Here is a 23,433-nt window from a genome sequence, read left to right as displayed (position 1 = left end):
TAAAATAAAAAGCCCGAGCCAATCAGATTGGCTCGGGCTTGTTGTTTATAGCTTGCGAAGGCTACTCACAAAGATCCAATTCGTTATGGATTAGCACTACACACTGGGAAGCGAAAATCATCTTTGGTCCAAGGCTGATCTTCTGGGTACCAAGGCGTTCCAAGCTTTTGAATGTCTTTTTCGGCATAGGAATGTGGTCGGTGAGCAGGAAGCAGGAGTTGCCGCTGAACTCTTGTTCGCGGATTGAAGCCCCTTTTTTGTCCATCATGTAGAGCTGGTAATCTTCAGCAAGATCTTTGACCAGCTTTTCGAAGCTCAAAGTACGGACAGTAATGCCTGGCTCAACCTGGCGTTCTTGCTCTTTGGTCATCCCGCGTGATGCATCGAGTGCTTTGGCAACTTTACTTAGCAATGCTTGCTCATGGAAACCACCGATATTGGTCATTTCATTGGCAACAAAAGTGATTGTGCGGGAGTAGTCTTGGGTACTTTCTAGTACCAAGTGCACAATCACATCTTCACGGTGCGACTGCGCCACAAAGATCGAATTCATTAGGGTATGGGCCAAAATTTCGGTGTGAGCTTCTTGGCCAACTGAAGCCAGTAGTTGCTGGCTGTCGGTAGGAGCGGATCTGGCTCGTAATACAAAGGCGCGCATTGAAGAATGTCCTACAGATAAAATTACTTTTGAATCAATATATTGATATCAACCGAGTCTAATCGGCAATCAGAAGGGCAAGATTATCGCACCTTTGCAGTGATATGTAACTGAAATAATGCTTGAGAGTGACATGTGGTGCGCGAGTGATTATAAATAGGCCACCGAATTGAGGTGGGCTAGCATCAATGGAACATCGAGAAGGCGCCCGTTTAGAGTTCAAACACTTCTGATAGTGTATCTATCATTTGATCATAGTAAGGGTTGAATGTCAGCCGAGCGTGGACCTTGTCTGGTTCTCGGTGATCCCATGCGCTATACCATACCTCACCGCCAGCAAGGCAGTAATCTTCTGCCTCCTGCGATTCTTGCCCGTTACGGCAAATGGTTTCACTACCATTTATGCCGTAATAAGGGTTCTTGGGTGAATATAACACCCCCATATGGGACATATTACTTACACGTAACTCGGGTACTCGGCTGTTTACATACACGACATTGTCTTCGTCGGGTTTGGGGCTTGTGCCGTACCACATTAGCTTGTTGTCAGGGTGGGTGAACCGAGTTTGAAATATGTCTTTGATAGCCTTGGTATCCAACACACTGTCATGCTCTGTCAATACCATGAATGTCGGGCGGTCAAATTGACGTTTGTCTAAATCTTCCATGGTCGCTTTGCTGGTGTGGTAATACTGAGCAAAGCCATTGGTCGGCATATTGCTGTAGCGGGTATAGTTAGTTTCGCCATTAGGTATGTTTGTGCGAAGCCAAGGCCTTACCGAAGAGAGCAAGGGGGTCATAAATGCCATAGGCTCATTGGATTGGAAGCCTGGAGAAAACAACATAAGCCCTGCGATATCAGAATTATCCGCCGCATGGAGGTAGGCAAGGTTGCCACCAGTTGAAAAGCCACCTAAGTAAACCTCTTCAACCTCTTCCTCAAGTAACTCAACTTGTTTATTAACGAGCTTTTGCCACTGCTCATGATCAGCATTCATCATGTCTGCTGGACGGGTTCCATGTCCATCAAGCAGGATACTCCTGACGAGAAATCCGTTCTCTACCAAGGATTGGCTGATATCAACAAAAGAATACGGGGAATCCCCCAAACCATGGATCAGTAATATCCCTTTTCGGGAGCTAGCGGGATTATCAGCAGCCTGCTCTTTGCTTGATTGGGGCCTTAGTTCAAACGGCATATTTGCTTTTAACTCTTGCTGCTTGTTCTCAGTCAAGTAATACCGATGCTGGCTGAGCTGTCTCTCCGTTTGGCTTAGATACTCATCGAAAGAATGGTAGCCGTTGACCGGCTGGCTGCCCGACGACTGATACAATGGATGGTCGACTGTACTTTGGCAACCAAAAAGGGCAAGAGCGGCGACCGTTGCACTCAGGATTATTGTTTTACTTGGTTTCATAGCAATCTAATGAATGACGTTATGGTTTATCGGTTTAAAGTTACCATTCTCAATATGAATAGGGGATTAAGATGTAGAACAATTTTATTACGTTATTATTCAGGAAAAAGTTGTGCGCATATGTCAAAATGCGCCGTCTCCAGCAAAAAATCTGTAATGTAATGAACTATCAAGCTGCTATTTTCGATATGGATGGTTTGCTTCTCGATACAGAACGCGTCTGTATGCGTATCTTTAAAGAAGCCTGTGAAGTACAAAACCTTCCATTTTATGAAGATGTTTACCTATCAATCATTGGCCGCAATGCGGCGGGAATCGAGGTGATATTCCGCCAAGCCTATGGTGATGATTTAGACCGCCTGCATAACGAGTGGCGTACTCGTTACAATGCAGTGGTAAAACATCAGGCAATCCCGGTAAAAGAGGGAGTGATAGAGCTATTGGAGTGGCTGAAATCGCAAGGAACGCCGATTGCTATCGCGACGTCTACTGCCAAAGATGTTGCCAAAACAAAATTAGAACTGGCGGGTATTGCCAAGTACTTTGATAACCTCACTACGGGTTGTGAAGTTGCCAACGGTAAGCCTCACCCTGAAATTTATCAATTGGCGGCGAGCCGTCTGAATGTAGCGCCTGAGTACTGCCTAGCTTTTGAAGACTCAAACAATGGCGTAAGGGCGGCGGTTGCTGCAAACATGAAAACCTATCAGATCCCTGATTTGGTCGACCCATGTGATGAAGTGCGTCAATTTAGGCATGCTATTGTCCCTTCGCTCTGTGATGTGCTTGCTGAGTTACAGTCGGCGTAATGCTGAAAAGCCTCTGTTAATGAACAGAGGCTTTTTCTTTAGGGCGATTGCGTTGGTCTTGGCTCGTTATTTACCGGCTTCAACTAAACATACAGGCGCATCGACAAGGCACTGGTAGCCTGTTGGCGTGATTTCTCCCGTTTCGGTGTTACGATGAAAGCTCACGATATTGTTAGAGTGCTGGTTGGCAACAACTAGCCATTGCCCATCTTTGGAAATAACGAAATCCCTTGGAAATTGTCCTTGGCAATCATAGGTATTCAGTAGTTTCGGCTCCTCGCCCAAAATACCAAAGACGCTGATTTTGTTTTGCGCACGGCAAGACACATACAGGTATTTTTCATTCTCAGAAAGACGAATAGCCGATGCAGCTTCGCCGTTTTCAACTTCAGGCAACAGCTCGCATTGATGTGTTATCTGCCAATTACCGTCGTTAAGAGTAAGGACAACGAGCGTTTCAGATAGCTCACACACTACATAGGCACGGGTTTCATTGTGATTGAACACCATATGGCGTGGTCCAGCACCTGCTGGCATTGTGATAGTTTGCGCTAATTGGAATGTGTGCTGGCCGTTTTCACCATCAAACTGATAAAACCGAATACGATCCGAGCCGAGATCAACAACTGCCAATTGATTGTTATGGTTAAGGAACGTGACTTGGTGGGCGTGAGGAGATGCCTGACGGTTTGAATTAGGCCCGCAACCGTCCTCGTATAAATCGGCAATAGCTTGTATTGGCCTTCCATTGTCATCAAGCAGATAAACAGACACATTACCCGAACCATAGTTAGCTACGGCAAGGTAAGGGAATTTGATATCTATATGGCAAGGATAATCCCCCGCGATAGGCAAGAAAACATTACCTTGTTCTGATGAAAACTGCAGTGCTGCACCTTCTTCCTGAGAGGTTTCACTAAAGCTGTAGAGGCCATTATCCGTGGTGGTCAGATAAGATGGATTACGCAGCGCGGTTAAATCTTCATTGCGGGTAAGTTCACCCGTTGCTGGGTCTAAAGAGATCTTGGCAATCCCTTTACTGGTACTTGGTGCATCGGTATAAGTACCGACATAAAAGTGCAGGTGATCGTGGGAAGTCATGAAATGCTCTGAATACAACTAAATAACTGCCCATACCATGCCTTTTGACCCCAGAGACAGCAATGAATTAAACGCTGAGTAGAGTCAAAATGTGAACCAGTTAGCTTGCCTGCATGAAAACTGGGTTTGTTTCTATAAGTGAATTTGATTTGAATAGGGCAATTTTGTACAAAATTAGCAAAGGTCGTTAAGCTAGATTGGCATCACAGGAATAGTGAGTAAGCAATGTCAGAGCAAACAAAGAAATTCAAAGAGGACGCGAGTTTCTCAATCGCTGATGAATTGGGCGGCCTTGAATTATTACAGGCAAAATATAAGCGACAGAATTTCTCACGCCATAGCCATGAAGGTTATACCATCGGGGTGATAGAAAAAGGTGCGCAACGTTTTTACCGTACTGGCGGTAACCATGTCGCACCGAAAGATCATATCATTTTGGTCAATGCCGATGAGGTTCATACCGGCCATTCAGCGACTGAAGGGGGCTGGGAATACAGGGCGATGTATCCGTTGCCCGAGCAGTTCGCTGCAATGACCGAGGGCTTAGGCCCGCACCCGTCAGTTCCGTATTTTCCTGAGCCAGTAGTCCATGACCCCGATGTTGCGCAGCAGTTACGCTTGGTTTTTTCGACTTTGGAAAATTCCGACAACCGCCTGTTACGTGAAACCTTGGTATATGGCGCGTTAGTTAAGTTAATGGCAAGGCACAGTAAAACTCGTAATGAGTTTGAACCGCGTACCCGAAGCCAGAAACAGGTAATGCTGGTTAAGACTTTTCTCGACGATTTTCCGCAGGCGGATGTATCCCTTGAAGAGTTAGCGAAACTAGCGGGTTACAGCCCTTATTATTTAGTACGGGCGTTTCAAAAAGAGTTCGGTCTACCTCCCCATGCTTACCAAATCCAGAGCCGTTTACGTTATGCCAAAAAACTGCTGAAGGCTGGCCATTCGATATCAGATGCCGCGCAGGAAGCAGGGTTTCATGACCAGAGCCATTTCCACCGTCATTTCAAGCGGGCAATGGGGATTACACCTAAGCAATATACTGGCTCTTTAATCTAACGATGAATTGAGCAATTTTGTACAAGTATTGGTTTCGGTATTTTGGCGTTATGAATAGATGATTTCGCAACAAAGAAGATTTATTGGATGGATACAACGATAGTGGAAACACCACAAGAAACCCGTCGAGCACGATTATTTGGTCAAGGAGCCTTGGCCATGGTACCGCTGAGTATAGCGGTAATTCCTTGGGGGTTGCTCGCTGGTTCTTTTGCCATTGATGCAGGGTTAAACCCTTTGGAAAGCCAGGCCATGTCAGCAATTTTGTTTGCCGGTTCGGCTCAGTTAGTTGTCACGGGTATGTTCAAAGCGGGAGCGGGCCTGTTTAGTATGATGCTGGCGACTTTCTTTATTACCTCCAGGCATTTGCTCTACAGCGTATCGATGCGGGAGAAAATCAGCCCTTTGCCGTTGAAGTGGCGCTTGGGTTTGGGTTTTCTTTTGACTGATGAGCTATTTGCTATCTGTGGTCAGCAGTCAATAAAGCAGTTTAACCGCTGGTATGCCTTGGGTGCAGGTTTGAGCTTCTATTTGGCATGGAATGCAGCGACATTGGTGGGTATTTTCGCTGGCAGTTATATACCAGCCTTGAATGAACTTGGTCTTGAGTTCGCAGTTGCTGCGACCTTCATTGCATTGGTTATACCGCATGTTATTAATCTACCCGTAGTATTTGCGGTGTTATCCGCATTAGGTCTGTCAATCACTTTGAATTACTTCGATGTCGGTGGGGCATTAATGATCGCAAGTCTTGGTGGCATGCTGGCCGGTTACTTTGCGGAGAAATGGCGGGGAGAGCAGGGATGATCATGTTATCGATTCTGGTGCTCACGGCTTTGGTTTTCTTGAGCCGGTATTTGTTTTTGGAGCCTAAACTGCCACTTAAAATTAATCCCGAACTGCAGCGTATATTGAAATACTCCAGCCCTGCGGTATTAACTGCTATTTGGGCCCCCATCGTGTTTATGCCTGAAGGGGAAGGGTTGTGGCTTGCTGTTGATAATCCTTATTTATTGTCGGCATTATTGGCTGCAGGCTTGGCTTGGAAAACCAAAAATGTCCTGTTAACAACAGTTGTGAGTATGGTTGTGTTTTTAATATTGAATCTGCTGATATTTTAGTCGGCAAGTTGTGTTTCAAACCTTATCACTGTGAGCAAGATCATATTGGAACTATTGCTGTAAGTAGATTGATACTGTAAAACATGCATCCCCTTACCGCGGCATTCTTAAGCAGAGAAGGTATTATGAAATCAAAGATGTACTCAACGTTCGCTAGCGAATATGACGAAGTTATTCAAGACAACATCTACAATGCTCATTTAGAGCGTCCAACGCTTCAAGCAATGCTGCCAGCCCTCAACGATATTGATGTGCTTGATCTTGGCTGTGGCTCTGGTGTGTATGCTCAATTCTTGCTTGAGCAAGGGGCTAAACATGTTACCTGTATTGATTACTCTGAAGAGATGGTTCAATTGGTAGCAAGCAAGGCAGAAAAAGCTGCGCTTACCGATAAGGTTGTTGCGTATGCGCAGGATCTTTCTAAAGGGTTGCCGAAGGAAAAGGATGCGAGTGTAGATTTGGTCATTTCACCACTGATGGCCCATTACCTTGAAGATTTAAATCCACTGTTCAGAGACGTTCACCGTGTATTGAGAGTGGGTGGTTCTTTTGTTTTTTCGACCCACCATCCGTTCGCAGACTTTGAGTGTACGCAAAGCGGTAACTATTTCGATCGCGAATTAGTGCAAGAAGAGTGGAATACAGTGGGTAAACCGGTTCAAGTAAGCTTTTATCGTCGTTCGCTGACCGAAATCATGAACGCGCTAACCCAGAATGGTTTGGTGATCACCCAACTCTCTGAGGGTGAAGTGTCAGAGAAGGTCAAGGAAATGGATGAAGGCCGTTACGAGTATCTATCAAAGAACCCAAACTTCATTTTCATTAAGTGCCAGAGACTCGCTTAATTTATAGCAAGTGTACATGTGTAAAAGGCCGAGTTAACTAGCTCGGCCTTTTTGTATCGGCTATGGGTGTGAAAAAGCACGAATAGTCGTCATCACAATGTTATCAATCTTCTGTTCAAGTTCTTCACCTTCAGGTAAAGGCAATATATCCAGTACCATAGGCCAAAACAGTTGGCCTTGTAATAGGCTGACATAAACACTAGTAATAGTTTGGACATCTCGAGCGAATAGCTTTTTAGCCACGAGCGCTTGTGCGAACCACTGGCTTACTGCGTGAGTATGATATAGGCGTTGGGTAATGGATTTTGCCAAGTCAGGTTGACGGAAAAACTCCATCAAAATAGTGCGCGACAATTCAATGCCATATTGCTCGTAAATGATCTTTAATTCATGCTGGGTGATTAAACGTAACTGTTCATCCAGTGGCTTATTCACATCAAATTGATAGTGCTCTTCTTCGACTGACTTCTCTCTAATTTCGGTTAAAACCGCTTCAAACAATAACTCTTTACTCTCAAAGTGCCTGTAAAGCGTCCGCTTAGAGACTTCTGCTGCCTGACAAATATTGTTCATATTGGCAGCTAAAAAGCCATTTTTTATAAATTCTTGCTTAGCAGCACTGACGATAGCCAATCTTTTTTGTTCTGAACGCGCCATTAATTCATTCCGTGATGGTTTTCACTGAGTTTAGCAACGTATTGCCATAAGGTAAACTCATGAGTTTACTTTTGGGGGTTCCTGAACTAGAATCCGCCAAAATTTGCTGTACAGATTTTGATCGCCTCAAAAGGGCGACTTTTTTCCTTTTCCAAGAGGAGGATGCTATGGAAAACATACATAGAGTATTTGAGAGATATTCGTTGAAGACTTTGGCTGTGTCTGTAAGTCTCGCTTTTGCTGGTTTGACGTTATTTGGTTGTGGTCAAGAACCGACACAACTAGAAATTACATCAAAGGAAACTAGGCCAACTGTAAGGCCTGCAATGACTGAAGTAGTGTCAGCAACCCGTGGCGATCAGCTGATTTTCAATGGCGTTGTTCGAGCCGCTGAGCGAGCTGAGTTAGCCTTTCGTGTGGGTGGTAGGTTGACAGAGTTACTTGTCGGTGAGGGGGATAAAGTTAAGAAAGGGCAACTACTGGCTCGCCTTGATTCACGTGATGCAACTACGGCGTTGGCTTCGGCAAAGTTAGAGCTGAACAACACGGAAGCCGAATTCTTACGCGCAAAAGCGATTTATGACAAGAGTAAAGCCATTTCAAAAAGCCAACTGGACGAAATCACCACTCGCTATAACTTGGCGAAAAATCGACGTGATGAAGCGCAGCGTCAGTTAGATTACACACGCATAGAGGCTCCGTTCGATGGCATTATCGGTCGTCGATATGTTGATAATTTCGTGCAAATGCAAGCAAATAATCCGGTATTTACGCTTCACAACATTGATGATCTTGAGGTTGTCATTCACATACCAGATAGCGTGATGCTATCAAGTGTGAGCGGTACGGAGGCCAAAGCCGAAATTAATGGTATTCCAAATCACCTTTTTGACCTGTCGTTGAAAACATTTGCGACTCAGGCTGACCCAGTGAGTCAAACTTATCCAGTCGTGTTGGCCTTCAGGGATGTCCAAAACTATCGGGTCTTGCCAGGTATGACGGTAAAGGTGGTCCCAGCAGAGACCGGCGATATGAGTCAACACTCGATGATCACTGTGCCTTTAATTGCAGTGGTACCAGATAACCAAGGCAAGCAATACGTGTGGGTTGTAACTGAAGATAATACTGTCAGTAAGCGATATGTAGAAGTAGGGGCCTTGAGCCGAGATCGAGTGGCTATCACCCAAAACTTGAAGACTGGTGAGCAAGTGGTTGTTGCTGGTGTGTCGAGTTTGGTGGAAGGGATGGAAGTTCGCCCGATGCAGACAGCAAGTAGTTTGGGAGTAACTACGAGCTGGGTGGTTCACGAGGGTCAGCAATGAACATTGCTCGTTATACGCTAGCTAAACGCACCAGTGTTTGGGTTCTTATTGGTTTGATTTTGCTCGGTGGTTATATCAGCTACCTAAAATTAGGCCGATTTGAAGATCCAGAATTTATCATCCGCCAAGCCGTAATAAATACCGCTTATTCAGGGGCAACGGCACAAGAAGTCTCTGACGAAGTCACCGATGTGATTGAAGGGGCGGTTCAGTCACTGCAAGAGCTGAAAGAGGTAAAGTCGGTTTCCAAGCAAGGCATGTCAGAAGTGACGGTGGAAATCAAACTTGAGTTTGCCAAAACAAATGCTGACTTACAGCAAGTATGGGATAAGTTACGGCGTAAGGTCGCTGATGCACAGAGGTTGTTACCGCCTGGAGCAAGCCCATCTATTGTTAATGATGACTTTGCTGATGTTTATGCGCTGTTCTTCGCTGTAACGGGTGAAGGTTTTAGTGATAAACAATTGCAGGATTATGTTGATAGCTTGCGTCGCGAATTGGTGTTGGTTCCAGGGGTAGCCAAAACAGCGACATTGGCTGAACGTCAGGAAACAATATTCGTTGAGATATCGAGTGAGCGACTAGCTCCCTTTGGGGTATCGGCAGAGCAGGTGTTCCAAGTTCTGCAGAAGCAAAACTTGGTGACAGTTGCAGGTGCGATTGATTCGCAAGAGATGCGCATTCCGGTTATTCCTGTCTCCAATATTCGCTCTTTTGACGATTTGCGAAATTTGCAGATTGGTGTCGGTCCAGACAATACGGTCATGCGGCTTGGTGATATTGCCAATGTGACGCGTGGATACCAAGAGCCGGCCAGTATGTTGATGCGCTATAACGGTCAACGAGCGGTCGGTTTTGGTATCTCCAATGTGACCGGAGGTAATGTTGTTGAGATGGGGGATGCGGTTAAGGCAAGGCTGGCTGAACTAGAAGGCCAGAGGCCACTAGGCGTAGAACTCCATGTTATCTCAATGCAGTCAGATTCGGTAAGGGACTCAGTTGCGAACTTTATCGATAACTTAATTGCTGCCGTTGTGATCGTTTTTGTCGTCCTATTAGTGTTTATGGGATTACGCTCAGGGTTGATCATTGGCTTTGTCTTATTGCTCACTGTTGCTGGCACACTTTGTATCATGTTCATTGAAGATATAGCCATGCAACGTATCTCCTTGGGGGCATTGATCATTGCTCTAGGTATGCTGGTGGACAATGCGATTGTGGTCACTGAAGGTATTTTGGTCCGGTTGCAGCAAGACCTAGAACAAGATAGAGAAACCGTTATTTCAGAGGTGGTCGACGCGACAAAGTGGCCACTGTTAGGCGGTACAATAGTCGGTATATTTGCTTTCAGTGCGATAGGCCTTTCGGCATCTGATATGGGGGAATACGCCGGTTCACTATTTTGGGTGATCCTTTACTCGATGTTTTTGAGTTGGGTATTTGCTGTTACCGTTACCCCGATGCTTTGCCATGACTTTTTAAAAGTAAAAGCAACCAAGGGTAAGACTAAAATTAGCCCGATGATGGCCATGTACAAAGTGGTATTGGTTTGGGTATTGAAGCACCGAATCGCTACCGTATCTATGCTTGTCGCTTTATTGGCTGTATCGGTTTATGGCTTGCGATATGTTCCACCAGGATTTATGCCTGAATCACAACGGGCACAGTTTGTCATTGATGTCTATTTGCCTCAGGGTTCTGATATTCAACGTACAGAGCGGTTCGTTGCGAATATAGAAGCTGATGTGAAAGCGAAAGAGGGGGTAACCAACATCACTAGCTTTATTGGTGGTGGTGGGCTTCGGTTTATGCTGACTTATGCACCGGAAGCGCGGAACACAAGTTATGGTCAGCTATTGATAGATATTGATGACTATACCAAGATTGCGTCCCTGTTGATTGAGTTGCAGGATGAACTGTCGGATAAATACCAGGATGCTTCCATTAAAGTGTGGAAGTTTATGTTAGGCCGAGGTGGCGGTAAAAAGATCGAAGCGGGCTTCAAAGGACCAGATAGCCAGGTTTTACGTCAGCTGGCAGAGCAAGCCAAGGCAATCATGCATGCCGATTCGAATCTGATAGCGATACAAGATGATTGGCGTCAGCAAGTGCCAGTGTTGAGCCCGGTATATTCACCGGAAAAAGCACAACGCTTTGGGTTGACCACTCAAGAGATCAATCAGGCTATCGCTCAAACATTATCTGGGCGCAATGTCGGTGTTTACCGAGAAGGTGATAGCTTAATCCCTATCGTTGTTCGTTCGCCAGAGCACGAGCGCAATCATCAACGTGCAGTTGAAAATACAGATGTGTTTAGCTCTGCAGCGGGGGGATATATTCCGGTAAGTCAATTGGTCGACTCGGTTAACGTGGTATATCAAAATGCTATTTTGCGCCGTATCAACCGTGTGCCGACTATCTTGGTACAAGCCGATCCCGCTCCCGGTGTATTGACTGCGGATGCATTCAATAGTGTTCGCGCTAAAATTGAAGCGATTGATTTGCCGCCGGGCTATGAGTTGATTTGGTATGGGGAATATAAAGCATCGAAGGATGCCAATGAAGGGCTTGTCATCTCTGCGCCTTATGGTTTCGCTGCGATGATCCTGTCGGTGATCTTCATGTTTAATGCTATCCGCCAACCATTGGTGATTTGGCTTACCGCGCCGCTAGCCGTTATAGGGGTGACAGTTGGCTTGATCGCATTTCAAACACCGTTTGAATTCATGGCGATACTTGGCTTCCTGAGCTTAATTGGCATGATGGTGAAGAATGCGATTGTCTTGGTTGATCAAGCTGACATGGAGATCGCAGATGGCAAAGCCCCATACTTTGCAATCATTGATGCAGCAATGAGTCGAGCAAGGCCGGTATTGCTTGGGGCGCTGACAACTATCCTAGGTGTTGCACCTTTGCTTATTGACCCGTTCTTTAAGAGCATGGCTGTGACGATTATGTTTGGTTTGCTGTTTGCTACAGTCTTAACCTTGGTTGTTATTCCACTATTTTACGCTTTGCTCTTTAGGGTAAGCGTGGAGAGTTAAAATAAAGTACAAGTAAGGAAAAAGGCGAATCTTTTGATTCGCCTTTTTTTATCGTGAATTATGAGCGGGTACCGACAGTTTGGTAACAATAATTCGTGATACTTAGATGTTTTGCTCTATAGTGGTACCTGCCGTTGTCACAATTATCCAATATGTCAGTGGTTTATATATAAAAAAGATAACAGTTAAAGGAAGAGCTGAATATGTACCCGTTTATGCGTCTAGCGAAAGTAATGTGGCAAGCCAAGCGTAACTCCCCGGTTCACATTACTGATAAGAGTGAAATCTCATTCTCTTGTCGCCCCTGGGATCTCGATATTTTTAATGAAATGAATAACGGTCGGGTGCTTACCCTGTATGACTTGGGTCGAACTGAGCTGGGTATCCGCTGCGGGTTAATGAAAGTACTGGCAAAAAAACGGTGGGCATTAGTAGTAGCAGGCAGTTCAGTGCGTTATAGAAAACGCATCCATATGTTCCACAAGGTAAAAATGTACTCCCAGTGTGTAGGCTGGGACGATAAATGGCTTTATGTCGAACAGTCTATGTGGGTAGACGGCAAACCGTGTTCGTCTGTATTAATTCGGGCGGGTGTGACGTCAAAGAAAGGATTAGTTTCACCACAAGATTTGCTCGAAGCGATGAATGAGCCGGTGAATACACCGATATTGCCACAATGGGTAACAGAATGGATTGATTCCGAGCAGCACAGGCCGTGGCCACCTATTGGTCAATAATTACTCTCCATTCTTAGGTTTATAAACAGCGGAGAGCGCGATAGGGCTCTCCGGCTGCTTGAAACCACATTTAATCGAGTAGTTCGCGTTTAATTACGGTTATTACCCCTGCATCGCGGTGACTTGGTGCTGAGAATCGCGCTATATCCTTTACTTTCGGGTGAGCATTATCCATGGCATAGGAGTGGTAGCTTGCTTTGAGCATTTCTAAATCATTAAGGTAATCACCAAAGCTCATGGTCTGCTCATAGCTAAAACCTAGCGTGTTCTGTAAGTGTTCAATAGCAGCTCCTTTAGAAGCCTCGGCATTCATTACATCAAGCCAGATTTTTGCACTTACTACTACCTGATGAGTCTGACCAAACTCGCGATCAAAGCTTGGGAAAACATGTTCTTCAGTGCCATTAAAGTGGCAAATAGCGACTTTGATAAAGTCATCGTCGACAGCCAAGAGGTCGCTGACATACTGACAACGCTGGTAGTATTTCGAAAACTCTTTCAGTGCCTGTGGATCCTGAGTTTCAATGTAGGCTGATTGGGTACCACACAAAACGATGTGCGCTCCGTCGATTGCTCGTGCCTGCTGAATAATTGCTGATATAGACGCTTTGTCGATTTCGCAGCGGTACAGTTCTTTGCCTTGGTGCATCACCATGGTGCCATTTTCAGCAATAAACATCATATCTTCGCTTACCGGTGCGAATGTCTCCATCAAGCTGTAATACTGACGACCCGATGCAGCAGCCAAAATAATATCGCGTTGTTCTAGTTGCTGGTAAACCGAATAAAATTCGGCAGGGAGCTGGCTATTTTCATCGAGTAAGGTCCCGTCCATATCGACGGCGATAAATTTGATGTCTTTACTTGGCATAGTTGACCGTATTGTTTTCATTAGCAATGGTTCGAGCGTGACAAAGTACATGAGATATGAATCTCTGCAAGTATTTTCGTCTTAACCCCTTCTTAACCCCCTTACCGTTATCTTATCCGCGTCTTAGTGGGAGATAGCATCAATGACGTTCCGATATTCACTGGTTTCACTGATGTTGCTCGGCCTGGTTGGCTGTGCGACAACAGGGGAAGCCGACTTTGCAACGCAAGCCAGCAGCAACCAAAACATCGCCATCCAGCAACTCGTTGAGCGGGTTGAGCAAACACCGCCAGCACTGGGGAGCCAGCAAGCTCCTAACCGGATCACCGATCTGATCAATGTACCTGAGTTGGAGCAATACCTGTCCGCCGCGTTTGCCAATAACCCAAGCTTGCAACAAAGTATTGTGGCGATGAAGATTGCCTACGCCCAAGAGGGGATCAGCTTTGCCGACCAACTGCCAACTTTAGCGGCAGGTTTTTCGGGCGAGAAAACAGAAGGCAGTAACGAAAGCTACAATGCCGACCTTACTGTTAGCTGGGAGTTGGATGTCTGGCAGCGCCTGTCTGATGTCACTGCGGCCTCACAAAAAGATGTCGCCGTCAACCAAGCCAACCTGCAAAATGCCACCAACCTTTTAGCCGCAAACATTATGCGTGGCTGGCTTGAGAACAGCGTTAACCAGCAGCTGTTGGACATCGAACAGCGCCGCTTGGTTATCCTAGAGAACAACGAAACACTGGTACTCGAGCGCTACCAAGTAGGGCTGGGCACACTGGAAGAGCTAGATAACGCCAAAACTAACACCGCCTCAACTCGTGCAACGGTCGCCCAGTACCAAGAGAGCCTCGCCCAAAGCAAACGCAGCTTGCTATTGCTAACTGGTGAGTTGAACGCTCCAGTTACCGATATTCAGGTCGCGGCAGACTTTCCCCAAATCCTTAACCCCTTGGACTCTATGTCGGTGCAAGATCTCTCCGGCCGCCCGGATTTACAGCAAGCCTTTTTCAATATCGAAGCCGAAAGCTTAAGAACCGATGCGGCCTACAAAGCCATGCTGCCGTCATTTAGCTTGTCTGCCAGCCTGAAAGATATGGCAGAGACCCCAAGCGAAGCGTTGTTTGCCAACCCGTTATGGACGGCATTGGGTCAAATCTCTGCGCCGTTATTCCAAGGCGGCAAACTCAAAGCGAATGCGGAAATTGCCGAGCTGACTACAGAGCAAAGTTATTGGGCATACCAGGAAACCCTGCTGACAGCCGTGAACGAAGTTGAGAATGCCATTGGCCAAGAAAGCGCGCTAGCACAGCAACAACAACATTTAAGCACTTCCTTGACCAGTGCCAAGCGCAGTGTCGTGAGCTATGAAGAGAAATACCGCCAGGGGCTGGTCGATATCTTCGATTTGCTGACCGTCCAGCGCCAAGCCTATGACGTCGAAGCCCAGCTGACCAATACCACTTACCAACGACTATTAAACCGAATTGATTTAGGCCTAGCCCTAGGCTTGGGAGTCAACGCATGAAAACCACAATCAAAAAGAATGCCATTACCTTAGCCATCACACTGGCGGCGGCTGGCTCTATCTTTGCCGTCGTAGCCTACAACGGCAGCCAAATGGCACAGGCGGCCCAAGCCACTCCGGCCACGCCAACAACAAAAAATGATGACATTATCAATTGGCAGGCGATGGATGAAAAAGCCATGCAGCAAGCCCTGTCTCAGGTTGGGGTGCAGCTTACCCAAGCTGCGAGCTATCAGGCACAAATCATCGGCTACGGTGAGGCAAAACCACGCTATGAGCTGGCGTTTGCCAGCGAGGTCAGTGGCCGGGTTGAATGGTTATCCGATGCCTTCGAAGCCGGCGCCACGGTGAAGAAAGGAGAGTTATTGGCAAAGCTGGATACCACGTCCTACGAGCAAGCCGTTACCCAAGCAAAATCAGATGTTGCCTCGGCCACACAAGCACTGCTTGAAGAGCAGCGCCAAGGGGAGCAAGCGCGCTCTGAATGGCAGCGTTCAGGCCTGACTGGGACACCGAGCTCACCCAGCGCCTAATCGCCCAGTACGGCTGGCAATATCAAACCACCCAAGCTAATGATGGCTGGAGGGTTGAAGTGGTGTTTGATACTGCCACTTAATATAATTCTTGCTGTTTAGCTTTGAGTACGAAGGTACCACCACACTAATGGAACCAGAAGAATCACTTCGATTACTACATATAACCATTGTTTGGCAACTGAACCGTCCAACATTATTCCTATTAACCTTGCTACAAGTAAACCAAAAACAAGAGAGGCACTGGTAGCGGCAATTGTCGTCATCCAAGGTTGTAACTGGTGGTGAAACAGCAACAAAGAACCGAATCCGATCAGCAAACCCCACCATATTCTGCGTTCGATAGCATGAAAAGTATCATTTGGGATCGGCTTGTTACTGAGGAGTTCTGGGTTGGCTACTAACACCAAGCCAATAATAATCAATAAGATGCCAGCACATCGTAAAATCAAGGTATTTTCTATCATCGTTCTTCTATCCAGAATTTAAGTAGTATTTTCGGGTACATATGGTTTCGTTGCACGAAAGCCATAGTTACAACGCCCAGTTTAATGCTGTTTTTTGCTCAGAAAGCGACCAGAGTTTTGCAGCCATTTCAGTATCCAGAGCAACGTGATCCAATTTACAAGCTCCAACCGGACCAACGGTATCAGCACGTTTGGTAGGGCCGTAAAGCGTAGCGGGTTGTAAATTATCTTCGGTCGCACACATTACCTCAGGCCAAGCGCCTTTTTCTGCCGACTGAGCGATGACACGAGAAAGTACCGACCATAGCATTTTGTTGAAAGTGCTAGCAGTGTCCATCAACAAGTTGGTACGAGATGCTCCTGGGTGACACACCTGAACTTCGACTTGTTTTCCTGCAACGTCAACACGTCGTTGAAGTTCATAGGCAAACATCATCTGGGCGAGTTTACTCTGAGCGTAAGAGTCCCAAGCGGTGTATTTACTACTAAAATTAAGATCTTCGAACTTAATTCTTTTTAGGCCCATTTTATAGGCGTTGCTGCCAACAACGACAATACGTCCTTGAGATGCTTCGATTCGATCAAACAGTAAGCCACATAGCAAGAAATGACCAAAGTGATTGACCCCAAGTTGGCTCTCAAAACCATCTATGGTGATTTCTTGTTTGGTGACCTGAGCAATAGCGCCATTACAGATGAGTGCGTCAATTACTGGTGTTGACCCCAAAAGTTCATCTGCAGCTTGGCGGACGGATGAAAGCTCGGCCAAATCCATCTGTACGAAACGCACATCAATATGGTCACCAAGGTCTTGTTTTAGCTGTTCGATTGCTGCTGCCGACTTGACTGGATTGCGATTCATCATGACAACTTTTGAACCTTTGGAAAGAAGGATGCGGGATGCTTCAAAGCCAGCACCACTGTTAGCCCCCGTTATGACGTAAGTCTTGCCATTAAGAGAACCAATACGCTCTGGAGTCCAACCTTTTGTACCAAATAGCTTAGTTGTCATGATGTAAACCTTATCAGTAATGCGTTAATCCGTGATACGGCGATAAAGGAACTTGTACGCCGTTGTCTACAGTAGTATCGTTGTCTGGAAGTTACTATAACTCTCACTGCGGGGCATAAATAGACGGATTTATCTCTAAAACATGCCTATTTGTATCGATTTTGGCTGGCGGGTATTGCGATGAAAAGGGATGAAATAAAACAGTTGGTAGAAAAGCGTATTACTGAAGATGGTATGGTGGAAACAGGCATTAATGGTGTGCGTATTTTTAAAGTAACCAATGCTATCCCTTGTGCGCCAGCGGTGTATGAGCCAGCCGTCATTGTCATCCTAACTGGAAGAAAAGAAGCAATACTCGACGGTGACAAATATATTTACGATAACAGTCAGTACATGTGCTGTACGGTTTCAATGCCTGTTGAAGCAGGAACGCCAGATGCTTCGCCCGAAGATCCATTATTGGGTGTGTATATCTCCCTTGATACCAAAGTAATGACCGAGTTGGCGATAGAAATGGAAAGTGCGGGGGGCGCAATTAAGCTTCCCAAAGGCAACTTACAACCCCAGGGGCTTTCGCTTGCGAGTTGGGACGATAGCTTTTCGGACGCTCTATTACGGTTACTTCAGTTAGGAGAGGATACGATGGATATATCAATCCTTGGCGAAAGCCGTTTGCGAGAGTTGTATTATGCCGTTTTAAAAGGCGATGCAGGTATTTCAGCTAGAAGATCTTTCAGTATTGGCAACGAAATCGCGCGAACCATTCAGTATCTATCTATGAACCTCAAAAAGAATGTCACGATTGATGAACTCGCTTCGTTAGTAGGTATGAGCCGCGCCGTATTCCATCGTAAATTCAAACAGGCCACCAGAATGTCACCGATTCAATTTATGAAAGCAATGCGCTTGAATAATGCAGCGATGAGGATTGCCGCCGGTATGAGTGTCAATGAAGCGGCTTTGGCAGTAGGCTATGTAAGCTCAACGCAATTTAGTCGTGAATTTAAGCGGTTGTATGGTCAATCGCCGAAAAAATGGAGCCAATCAAAAGAACTCCTTGAGAATATTGCATAGGACTACATACTGCAAAAAGGTAAATGAACAAACAAAAGGCGAACCTATGGTTCGCCTTTTTCATTCTTTGTTCTGCGTTGTAATAGTGGAAAAACGTAAGTTATTGTTAATTATGAGGCTTATAACGGCTTTATGTTATTCACATATGCACCATGTGGTGTATTCTTGGTGTGTTTTTGATGTATCAATGGCTTTTAGGGGAAGGATGATGGAAACCAACAGCCATCCAATGGTGACAATTGAAAATTTATTAGAAGAATACCAAACGCATATAAAGTCTGTTGAGGCAGACTCACTAAAAGGTTTTGTATCCAAACTTAAAGATATCGTATACGGGAATAATACGCTTATTCTCAAGTCGATTAGCGAATTACTGCAACTCAATTTTTTTGTCGATGACTACCAGCGAGGATATAAATGGCAAAAAGACCAAGTTGAAGACTTGCTCAATGATATTGATGAGTTTGAACAAAAGGGAGCAGACTTTTACTGCTTGCAACCTGTGGTTGTAAAATACCATTCAGCAGAAAATGCAGATTCACAATCTCGCTGGGAGCTGATAGACGGGCAGCAACGTATCACAACTGTATTTATGATCCTCTCTTACCTTGATAACAAGCGATATAAGATTGATTACCAAACGAGGGAGAGCAGTAGCGAATTTCTCCAGAACTATTTGTCAGAAACCCTAAGCTATAAGAAATGGGACGACTTTGTTAGCGATCGGAAAGAGTTAGATAATGTCGACAACTATCACTTCTATGAAGCTTACAAGGCAATTCATCAATGGTTTGAAGATAAGTGCCCGGAAGACGTAGGCCGCAAAAAGTGGTTGGCGAAATTGTTAGACCATACCAAGGTAATTTGGTATGCCGCTCGTGATGAAAAGGGCACCGTTGATAAAGCTCAGTCTATTGATATCTTTATGCGGATTAATAGCGGGAAGATCCCACTGACTGATGCAGAACTCATCAAAGCATTATTTTTAAACCATGTCGTTGATGAAAACAATCTTGAATGGTCTTTGTTGAAACAGTCAGAGCTGGCCCAGCAATGGGATATGATTGAACATGGGTTGCAGAATGAAGAGTTCTGGGCGTTTTTAAGCCCGAAAGATCGTCTGAATAACAAAACCACACGTATTGAGTTACTGTTTGATCTCTTGAGTGGTAATAATATCTCTAGTCAGTCTAAACAGACAAATACGCACGATTCTCATGCCGCATTTCGTTTCTATCACGAACAGTTGAAAGACAGTAAAGATGTACATGAACTGTGGCATAAGGTCAAACAAGGTTATTACCGCTTGCTTGAATGGTATAACGATGACGATCTATATCATTTAGTGGGATTTTTGATAACGCGAGATATAACAAGTGTACAGGCGTTGTGGGCGCTAGCAGAACAAAAAACGAAGTCGAGCTTTGCCGAAATACTGAAAAGTGAAATTGCGAAGACTCTGAGAAAAGACTTCAAGCAAGACAATGAGAGTCTACAGTTCGATAACGTCAGTTATGATTCAACTAAACGTCAAACAATAATTTCATTATTGATGTTGTTGAATATTGACGTGCATCGAAAAAATAAAACACGCCTTTCGTTTAGACTCTATCGGGAGACGCAGTGGGATATTGAACATATTCATGCACAGCAATCAAAGGATCATAATAACAAGCAGCAATTTCAGGTATGGAAAGATGAATTACACTACATATCCGAATCTGGTTTAATTTCTTCAGATACCAAAGCAGAGCTTGAACAAAAATTAGCATTTTGGCAACTAGCATTGCAAAACAAGGATGCTAATTGTAATGATTTAAGGAGTGAATACTTAAAATCGTTAGGTGAAGTGGTAGGTGAATTTGATGATGAAAGTTTGCATTCTTTAGATAATCTTTGTTTGCTGCCAGCTAAGGTGAACCGAGGCATCGGTAACCATATTTTTTCGATGAAACGTCAATTAATCATTAACTATGAAAAGCTTGATGGTCAATATATTCCTTTAGCGACGAAGAATGTTTTCTCGAAGTATTACAGTGAAAGTGTATCACAAATGCATAAATGGTCAGAAAATGATCGAGAGGCTTACAGGAACGCACTAATTACCAGTTTCAAATATTATCTTGGCGAGGAGATGTTGTCGTGAGTGTAAAACAGACCTTTTGGCATCTTTTAGATGACTACAGCATAGAAGTACCGATCATCCAGCGCGACTATGCACAAGGCCGCGAAGGGGCAAAAGAACAACAGATCCGACAAAGCTTTGTGCAAACGCTGCACGAAATGGTTATTCATACTGACCGCAGCCAAGATTTAGATTTTGTTTATGGTTCATTGAAAAAGGATAAGCTCGTTCTGCTTGACGGGCAGCAGCGTTTGACTACCTTGTTTTTGCTTCATTGGTATATTGCAGCAGGGACTGGGGTGATAGAGGAAGTTAAACCTAAGCTGGAGAAATTTAACTATGAAACCCGTATTAGCTCCAGGGAGTTTATTCAGTCGTTGATTGCTAATAGCCATGGCTTGATTGATGCTGTTGGCAAAAAATCGCTTTCCAAAAGAATTATCGATACGCATTGGTTTTTCTCTGTTTGGCAGAATGACCCGACCGTACAGTCCATGCTGACGATGCTTGATGAAATCGACAAGGTCTTCAAATCTGATTTGGAGCAAGGCGTTAGCTTGTGGCAGCAATTGGTTTGTAATGATCATCCACCGATTACATTCCACTTCTTGGAAATGCAAGAGTTTGCCCTGACCGATGAGCTGTATATAAAAATGAATGCTCGTGGCAGGCCACTGACTGAATTTGAAAACTTCAAAGCCTGGCTTCAAAGTTATGTTGATAAATCAGACGACATTGTAATTCCTGATACGTTTTGGACTGCTATGGACAAAGAGTGGACCGATGTATTTTGGCGAATGCGCGAAAGCGGCGAGTACGAAGTTGATGGGTTGTTTTTAACTACCTTCAAAAGTGTCGCCCAGTATAACATTGCAGGCAGAATTACACTTGCAGGAAGCAAGTTAGCAGTGGGTGATGAGAAGATCATTACTGCACTCCACAATAATACTTTTGTCTCTTCCACTGAGTACGATGTTCATCGCTGCTTCAAAGACAATACTCTTAATATTATCGGCGATCTGTTCAACTTAATAAGCTATCTTCAGTCACCAGAAGGGAAGGATGGACTTCCAGAACTAGCCAAGCAATGTGATAGCATCATTAAAGGAATGCTGAGGAATAAAGGTTATTATGAACAGACTCGGTTTTCAGCCTTACTTTCTTTTATCAGGCAACGTGAGAGTGGGACGCACTGGGATGCTGATGAGTTAAAACAGCTGACAGATTGGCTAGGTGTGACGACAAGGCTGATCAATAATACACAGTCAGATATTGTTAACTATGTCCGTGCTGTCCACGCATTGCATGAAATGTGTAAGCTAATTGGTGATGGCTGCTTTATACATCGTTTGCTGGATACAGAGCCGAATGCGATCCCTTTCTTTAATGAAATTCAGAAAAAGGAAGAAATTCTCAAAGCTAAATTAGTTGTAGAAGACCCATCATGGCACCCATTGCTCAGAAAGTTTGAAGAGCATGAGTACTTTTATGGTCAAGTTGGCTTTTTGTTGAAAGGATCACAAGACCCAGAATCAGGTCTTTATTGCATTAATAAATTTACGACATTAGCTAATATAGCAGCAGTCCTATTTTCACATGAATTAATTGAGACAAAAGATTTTCTTTTACAGCGAGCATTGTTATCGCTTGGAAATTATTTAATTTGGTCAAAAAGTAACTTAAGCTTCTGTATGAAGAATCCGGGAGCTAGGAATGACAATTGGCGTAAAGTATTTAATGATGAAAAACGTTGTAAAATATTGCTAGAACTATTAGGTAAGTTGAAAGAAGGTAATGAAGTTCAAGGCCTAAAATCTATTATCGAAAGTTCAAACTGCAACCATTGGCGACAATACTTCATCAAGTATCCTCAGGCTATTACTGCTTGTGGAAGACGAAAGATTAGGATGTACTATAATAGTGAAATTTATCTATTAAACAGCGAGAGAATGTCTGGTTGGCATGGTGATGTTCGTACATACGCTCTTTATTTAGAACTTCAAAATGAAAAGTCAGAAAAAATATCTAAGCTTAAGCAAGTACTTAAACCTTACGGTTCAGTAAAAAAAGAGAATGATTACCCAGGTGTAATTTTTAGCCCATGGCAGGGAGGAACCCTTCGTGTTGAATTCATAAAAGATGATTTTGTGATTACGCTGAAGAGCGACACTGGTCGCGTAATCGACGTAGAACAATGCCCAGAGGTAGAAGCACTCTACAGTATTATTGATAATTTAAAGACAATGGAAGGGCTGTAAGAGATAGTGATATCTCATTTAGGTAAAAAGGCGAACCAGTAGGTTCGCCTTTATCGTTTTAGAATCAGATCATACTCCTGATTTGAGCAATGGTCGTTGCAGCATTTTGATAATCAATCGGTAGTTGAATGACGCTATCTGAGGTTTGCATGATTAGCGATGGAAAACTATTTCCACCTATGGAGCGGGCAAAGTCTATTTCATCTAATAAACGTTGGTGATTCTGCTGCGAAAGAAACTCCGCTTCGAATTGAGCCATATCTAAACCAATCTTTTGACCTAGACTGAGCAAGACATCGTTATCACTGGGGTTTTTGGCATTCAGATAGTAGGCCTGTTGAATCGCAATTAACATTGCGAGCTCAGCACCTTGCGAACGGGCGGCGAGAATCGCACGGCACGAAGGGTAGGTGGAACGCCGAGGTGTATTGTTGGCCCAGAAATCATAATTGAAGCGGGTGCCTAGGTAGTCTTCGATTTTCTTCCAATAAGACATAATCTGCTGTTGCATGATCTCGGGCATAGGTACGTCAGAATCTGGGGCAAGGCCACCAAGGACATAGACGATTTCCACCTGATCAGAAACGGCTTCGGTGACTTGATCCCATGTAGGCTTATAACCCCAGCACCATGAGCACATTGGATCGTAAACGTAATACAGCGTTGCCTTTGTTGAGGGCATAGTCTTTCCTTCCTTGGTTTAGTCGTGCAAATAGAAAAATGGACAAACCGAAGTTTGTCCATTTTTGAAAGGTTAGTCCAAATTAATTTGGGGTATTGAAAGCATTACGCTT

Annotated in this window: 21 protein-coding genes; 13 read left to right on the top strand and 8 right to left on the bottom strand. The window is 44.6% G+C overall.

Annotation, left to right across the window (positions count from 1 at the left end; all coding sequences use genetic code 11):
* Positions 1-61: 61 nt before the first annotated feature.
* Both trmY and BIZ37_RS03315 read right to left on the bottom strand, forming a co-directional pair.
* Positions 62-658 carry a tRNA (pseudouridine(54)-N(1))-methyltransferase TrmY gene (gene trmY, locus BIZ37_RS03320; protein WP_187460293.1) on the bottom strand — a complete coding sequence of 199 codons (597 nt, stop codon included), beginning with the start codon at positions 656-658 and terminating at the stop codon, positions 62-64.
* A 212-nt stretch (positions 659-870) separates the two neighbouring features.
* Positions 871-2,076: a carboxylesterase gene (locus BIZ37_RS03315; RefSeq protein ID WP_187460292.1), complete on the bottom strand. Its 1,206-nt coding sequence runs from the start codon at positions 2,074-2,076 to the stop codon at positions 871-873.
* Positions 2,077-2,237: 161 nt separating this feature from the next.
* Between BIZ37_RS03315 and BIZ37_RS03310 the strand changes: the two genes are divergently transcribed.
* Positions 2,238-2,885, top strand: coding sequence for an HAD family phosphatase (locus BIZ37_RS03310; protein WP_187460291.1), 648 nt, complete (start codon positions 2,238-2,240; stop codon positions 2,883-2,885).
* A 66-nt stretch (positions 2,886-2,951) separates the two neighbouring features.
* Here the strand turns inward: BIZ37_RS03310 and BIZ37_RS03305 are convergent, their stop codons facing one another.
* Complete coding sequence (locus BIZ37_RS03305) at positions 2,952-3,986, bottom strand: lactonase family protein (protein WP_187460290.1); 1,035 nt, start codon at positions 3,984-3,986, stop codon at positions 2,952-2,954.
* A 225-nt stretch (positions 3,987-4,211) separates the two neighbouring features.
* Between BIZ37_RS03305 and BIZ37_RS03300 the strand changes: the two genes are divergently transcribed.
* The 4 genes from BIZ37_RS03300 (at position 4,212) to BIZ37_RS03285 (ending at position 7,014) form a co-directional block, all read left to right on the top strand.
* Positions 4,212-5,048, top strand: a complete 837-nt coding sequence (locus BIZ37_RS03300; protein ID WP_187460289.1) for an AraC family transcriptional regulator — start codon at positions 4,212-4,214, stop codon at positions 5,046-5,048.
* An 87-nt stretch (positions 5,049-5,135) separates the two neighbouring features.
* Positions 5,136-5,855, top strand: coding sequence for an AzlC family ABC transporter permease (locus BIZ37_RS03295; protein ID WP_187460288.1), 720 nt, complete (start codon positions 5,136-5,138; stop codon positions 5,853-5,855).
* Positions 5,852-6,169, top strand: coding sequence for an AzlD domain-containing protein (locus BIZ37_RS03290; protein WP_187460287.1), 318 nt, complete (start codon positions 5,852-5,854; stop codon positions 6,167-6,169). Before BIZ37_RS03295 ends, BIZ37_RS03290 begins: the two co-directional genes overlap by 4 nt.
* A 125-nt stretch (positions 6,170-6,294) precedes the next feature.
* On the top strand, positions 6,295-7,014 hold the full coding sequence (locus tag BIZ37_RS03285) for a class I SAM-dependent methyltransferase (RefSeq protein ID WP_187460286.1): 720 nt from the start codon (positions 6,295-6,297) through the stop codon (positions 7,012-7,014).
* A gap of 60 nt (positions 7,015-7,074) precedes the next feature.
* Here BIZ37_RS03285 and BIZ37_RS03280 read toward each other — a convergent pair whose 3' ends face one another.
* Positions 7,075-7,671 (bottom strand): TetR/AcrR family transcriptional regulator, encoded by a 597-nt coding sequence (locus tag BIZ37_RS03280; protein ID WP_107296689.1) that lies wholly within the window; start codon positions 7,669-7,671, stop codon positions 7,075-7,077.
* A 167-nt stretch (positions 7,672-7,838) separates the two neighbouring features.
* Here BIZ37_RS03280 and BIZ37_RS03275 point away from each other — a divergent pair, with 167 nt between their 5' ends.
* The 3 genes from BIZ37_RS03275 to BIZ37_RS03265 all read left to right on the top strand — a co-directional run bounded on the left by BIZ37_RS03275 (position 7,839) and on the right by BIZ37_RS03265 (position 12,774).
* Positions 7,839-8,993: an efflux RND transporter periplasmic adaptor subunit gene (locus tag BIZ37_RS03275; protein WP_187460285.1), complete on the top strand. Its 1,155-nt coding sequence runs from the start codon at positions 7,839-7,841 to the stop codon at positions 8,991-8,993.
* The gene (locus tag BIZ37_RS03270; protein WP_187460284.1) at positions 8,990-12,037 is read left to right on the top strand and encodes an efflux RND transporter permease subunit; all 3,048 of its coding nucleotides are present in this window, start codon (positions 8,990-8,992) and stop codon (positions 12,035-12,037) included. The genes BIZ37_RS03275 and BIZ37_RS03270 overlap by 4 nt, the downstream gene beginning before the upstream one ends.
* 203 nt (positions 12,038-12,240) lie before the next feature.
* Complete coding sequence (locus BIZ37_RS03265; RefSeq protein ID WP_187460283.1) at positions 12,241-12,774, top strand: thioesterase family protein; 534 nt, start codon at positions 12,241-12,243, stop codon at positions 12,772-12,774.
* 70 nt (positions 12,775-12,844) lie between these two features.
* Here BIZ37_RS03265 and BIZ37_RS03260 read toward each other — a convergent pair whose 3' ends face one another.
* The gene (locus BIZ37_RS03260; RefSeq protein ID WP_187460282.1) at positions 12,845-13,645 is read right to left on the bottom strand and encodes a Cof-type HAD-IIB family hydrolase; all 801 of its coding nucleotides are present in this window, start codon (positions 13,643-13,645) and stop codon (positions 12,845-12,847) included.
* Between the two features lie 142 nt (positions 13,646-13,787).
* On the opposite strand from BIZ37_RS03260, the gene BIZ37_RS03255 reads away from it, so the two are divergent.
* Positions 13,788-15,170, top strand: a complete 1,383-nt coding sequence (locus tag BIZ37_RS03255) for a TolC family protein (protein ID WP_187460281.1) — start codon at positions 13,788-13,790, stop codon at positions 15,168-15,170.
* Positions 15,167-15,703 (top strand): biotin/lipoyl-binding protein, encoded by a 537-nt coding sequence (locus tag BIZ37_RS03250; RefSeq protein ID WP_222939571.1) that lies wholly within the window; start codon positions 15,167-15,169, stop codon positions 15,701-15,703. The genes BIZ37_RS03255 and BIZ37_RS03250 overlap by 4 nt, the downstream gene beginning before the upstream one ends.
* A gap of 98 nt (positions 15,704-15,801) precedes the next feature.
* Here BIZ37_RS03250 and BIZ37_RS03245 read toward each other — a convergent pair whose 3' ends face one another.
* Both BIZ37_RS03245 and BIZ37_RS03240 read right to left on the bottom strand, forming a co-directional pair.
* On the bottom strand, positions 15,802-16,170 hold the full coding sequence (locus tag BIZ37_RS03245; protein WP_187460280.1) for a DUF4345 family protein: 369 nt from the start codon (positions 16,168-16,170) through the stop codon (positions 15,802-15,804).
* A gap of 67 nt (positions 16,171-16,237) precedes the next feature.
* Entirely contained in the window at positions 16,238-17,182 is a 945-nt protein-coding gene (locus tag BIZ37_RS03240; RefSeq protein ID WP_222939570.1) for an SDR family oxidoreductase, read from the bottom strand.
* Positions 17,183-17,362: 180 nt separating this feature from the next.
* On the opposite strand from BIZ37_RS03240, the gene BIZ37_RS03235 reads away from it, so the two are divergent.
* From BIZ37_RS03235 to BIZ37_RS03225, 3 genes are all read left to right on the top strand, one after another.
* The gene (locus BIZ37_RS03235; RefSeq protein ID WP_187460279.1) at positions 17,363-18,256 is read left to right on the top strand and encodes an AraC family transcriptional regulator; all 894 of its coding nucleotides are present in this window, start codon (positions 17,363-17,365) and stop codon (positions 18,254-18,256) included.
* A 205-nt stretch (positions 18,257-18,461) separates the two neighbouring features.
* Positions 18,462-20,402 (top strand): DUF262 domain-containing protein, encoded by a 1,941-nt coding sequence (locus tag BIZ37_RS03230; protein ID WP_187460278.1) that lies wholly within the window; start codon positions 18,462-18,464, stop codon positions 20,400-20,402.
* Complete coding sequence (locus BIZ37_RS03225; protein WP_187460277.1) at positions 20,399-22,639, top strand: DUF262 domain-containing protein; 2,241 nt, start codon at positions 20,399-20,401, stop codon at positions 22,637-22,639. The genes BIZ37_RS03230 and BIZ37_RS03225 overlap by 4 nt, the downstream gene beginning before the upstream one ends.
* A 64-nt stretch (positions 22,640-22,703) precedes the next feature.
* Here the strand turns inward: BIZ37_RS03225 and BIZ37_RS03220 are convergent, their stop codons facing one another.
* Entirely contained in the window at positions 22,704-23,321 is a 618-nt protein-coding gene (locus tag BIZ37_RS03220; protein ID WP_187460276.1) for a DsbA family protein, read from the bottom strand.
* Between the last annotated feature and the right edge of the window lie 112 nt (positions 23,322-23,433).

Source organism: Photobacterium sp. BZF1 (genome assembly GCF_014349205.1).
Classification (GTDB): Bacteria; Pseudomonadota; Gammaproteobacteria; order Enterobacterales; family Vibrionaceae; genus Photobacterium.
Note: the sequence above shows the minus strand (reverse complement) of the source record. Positions and strands in the feature narration are given on the sequence as shown.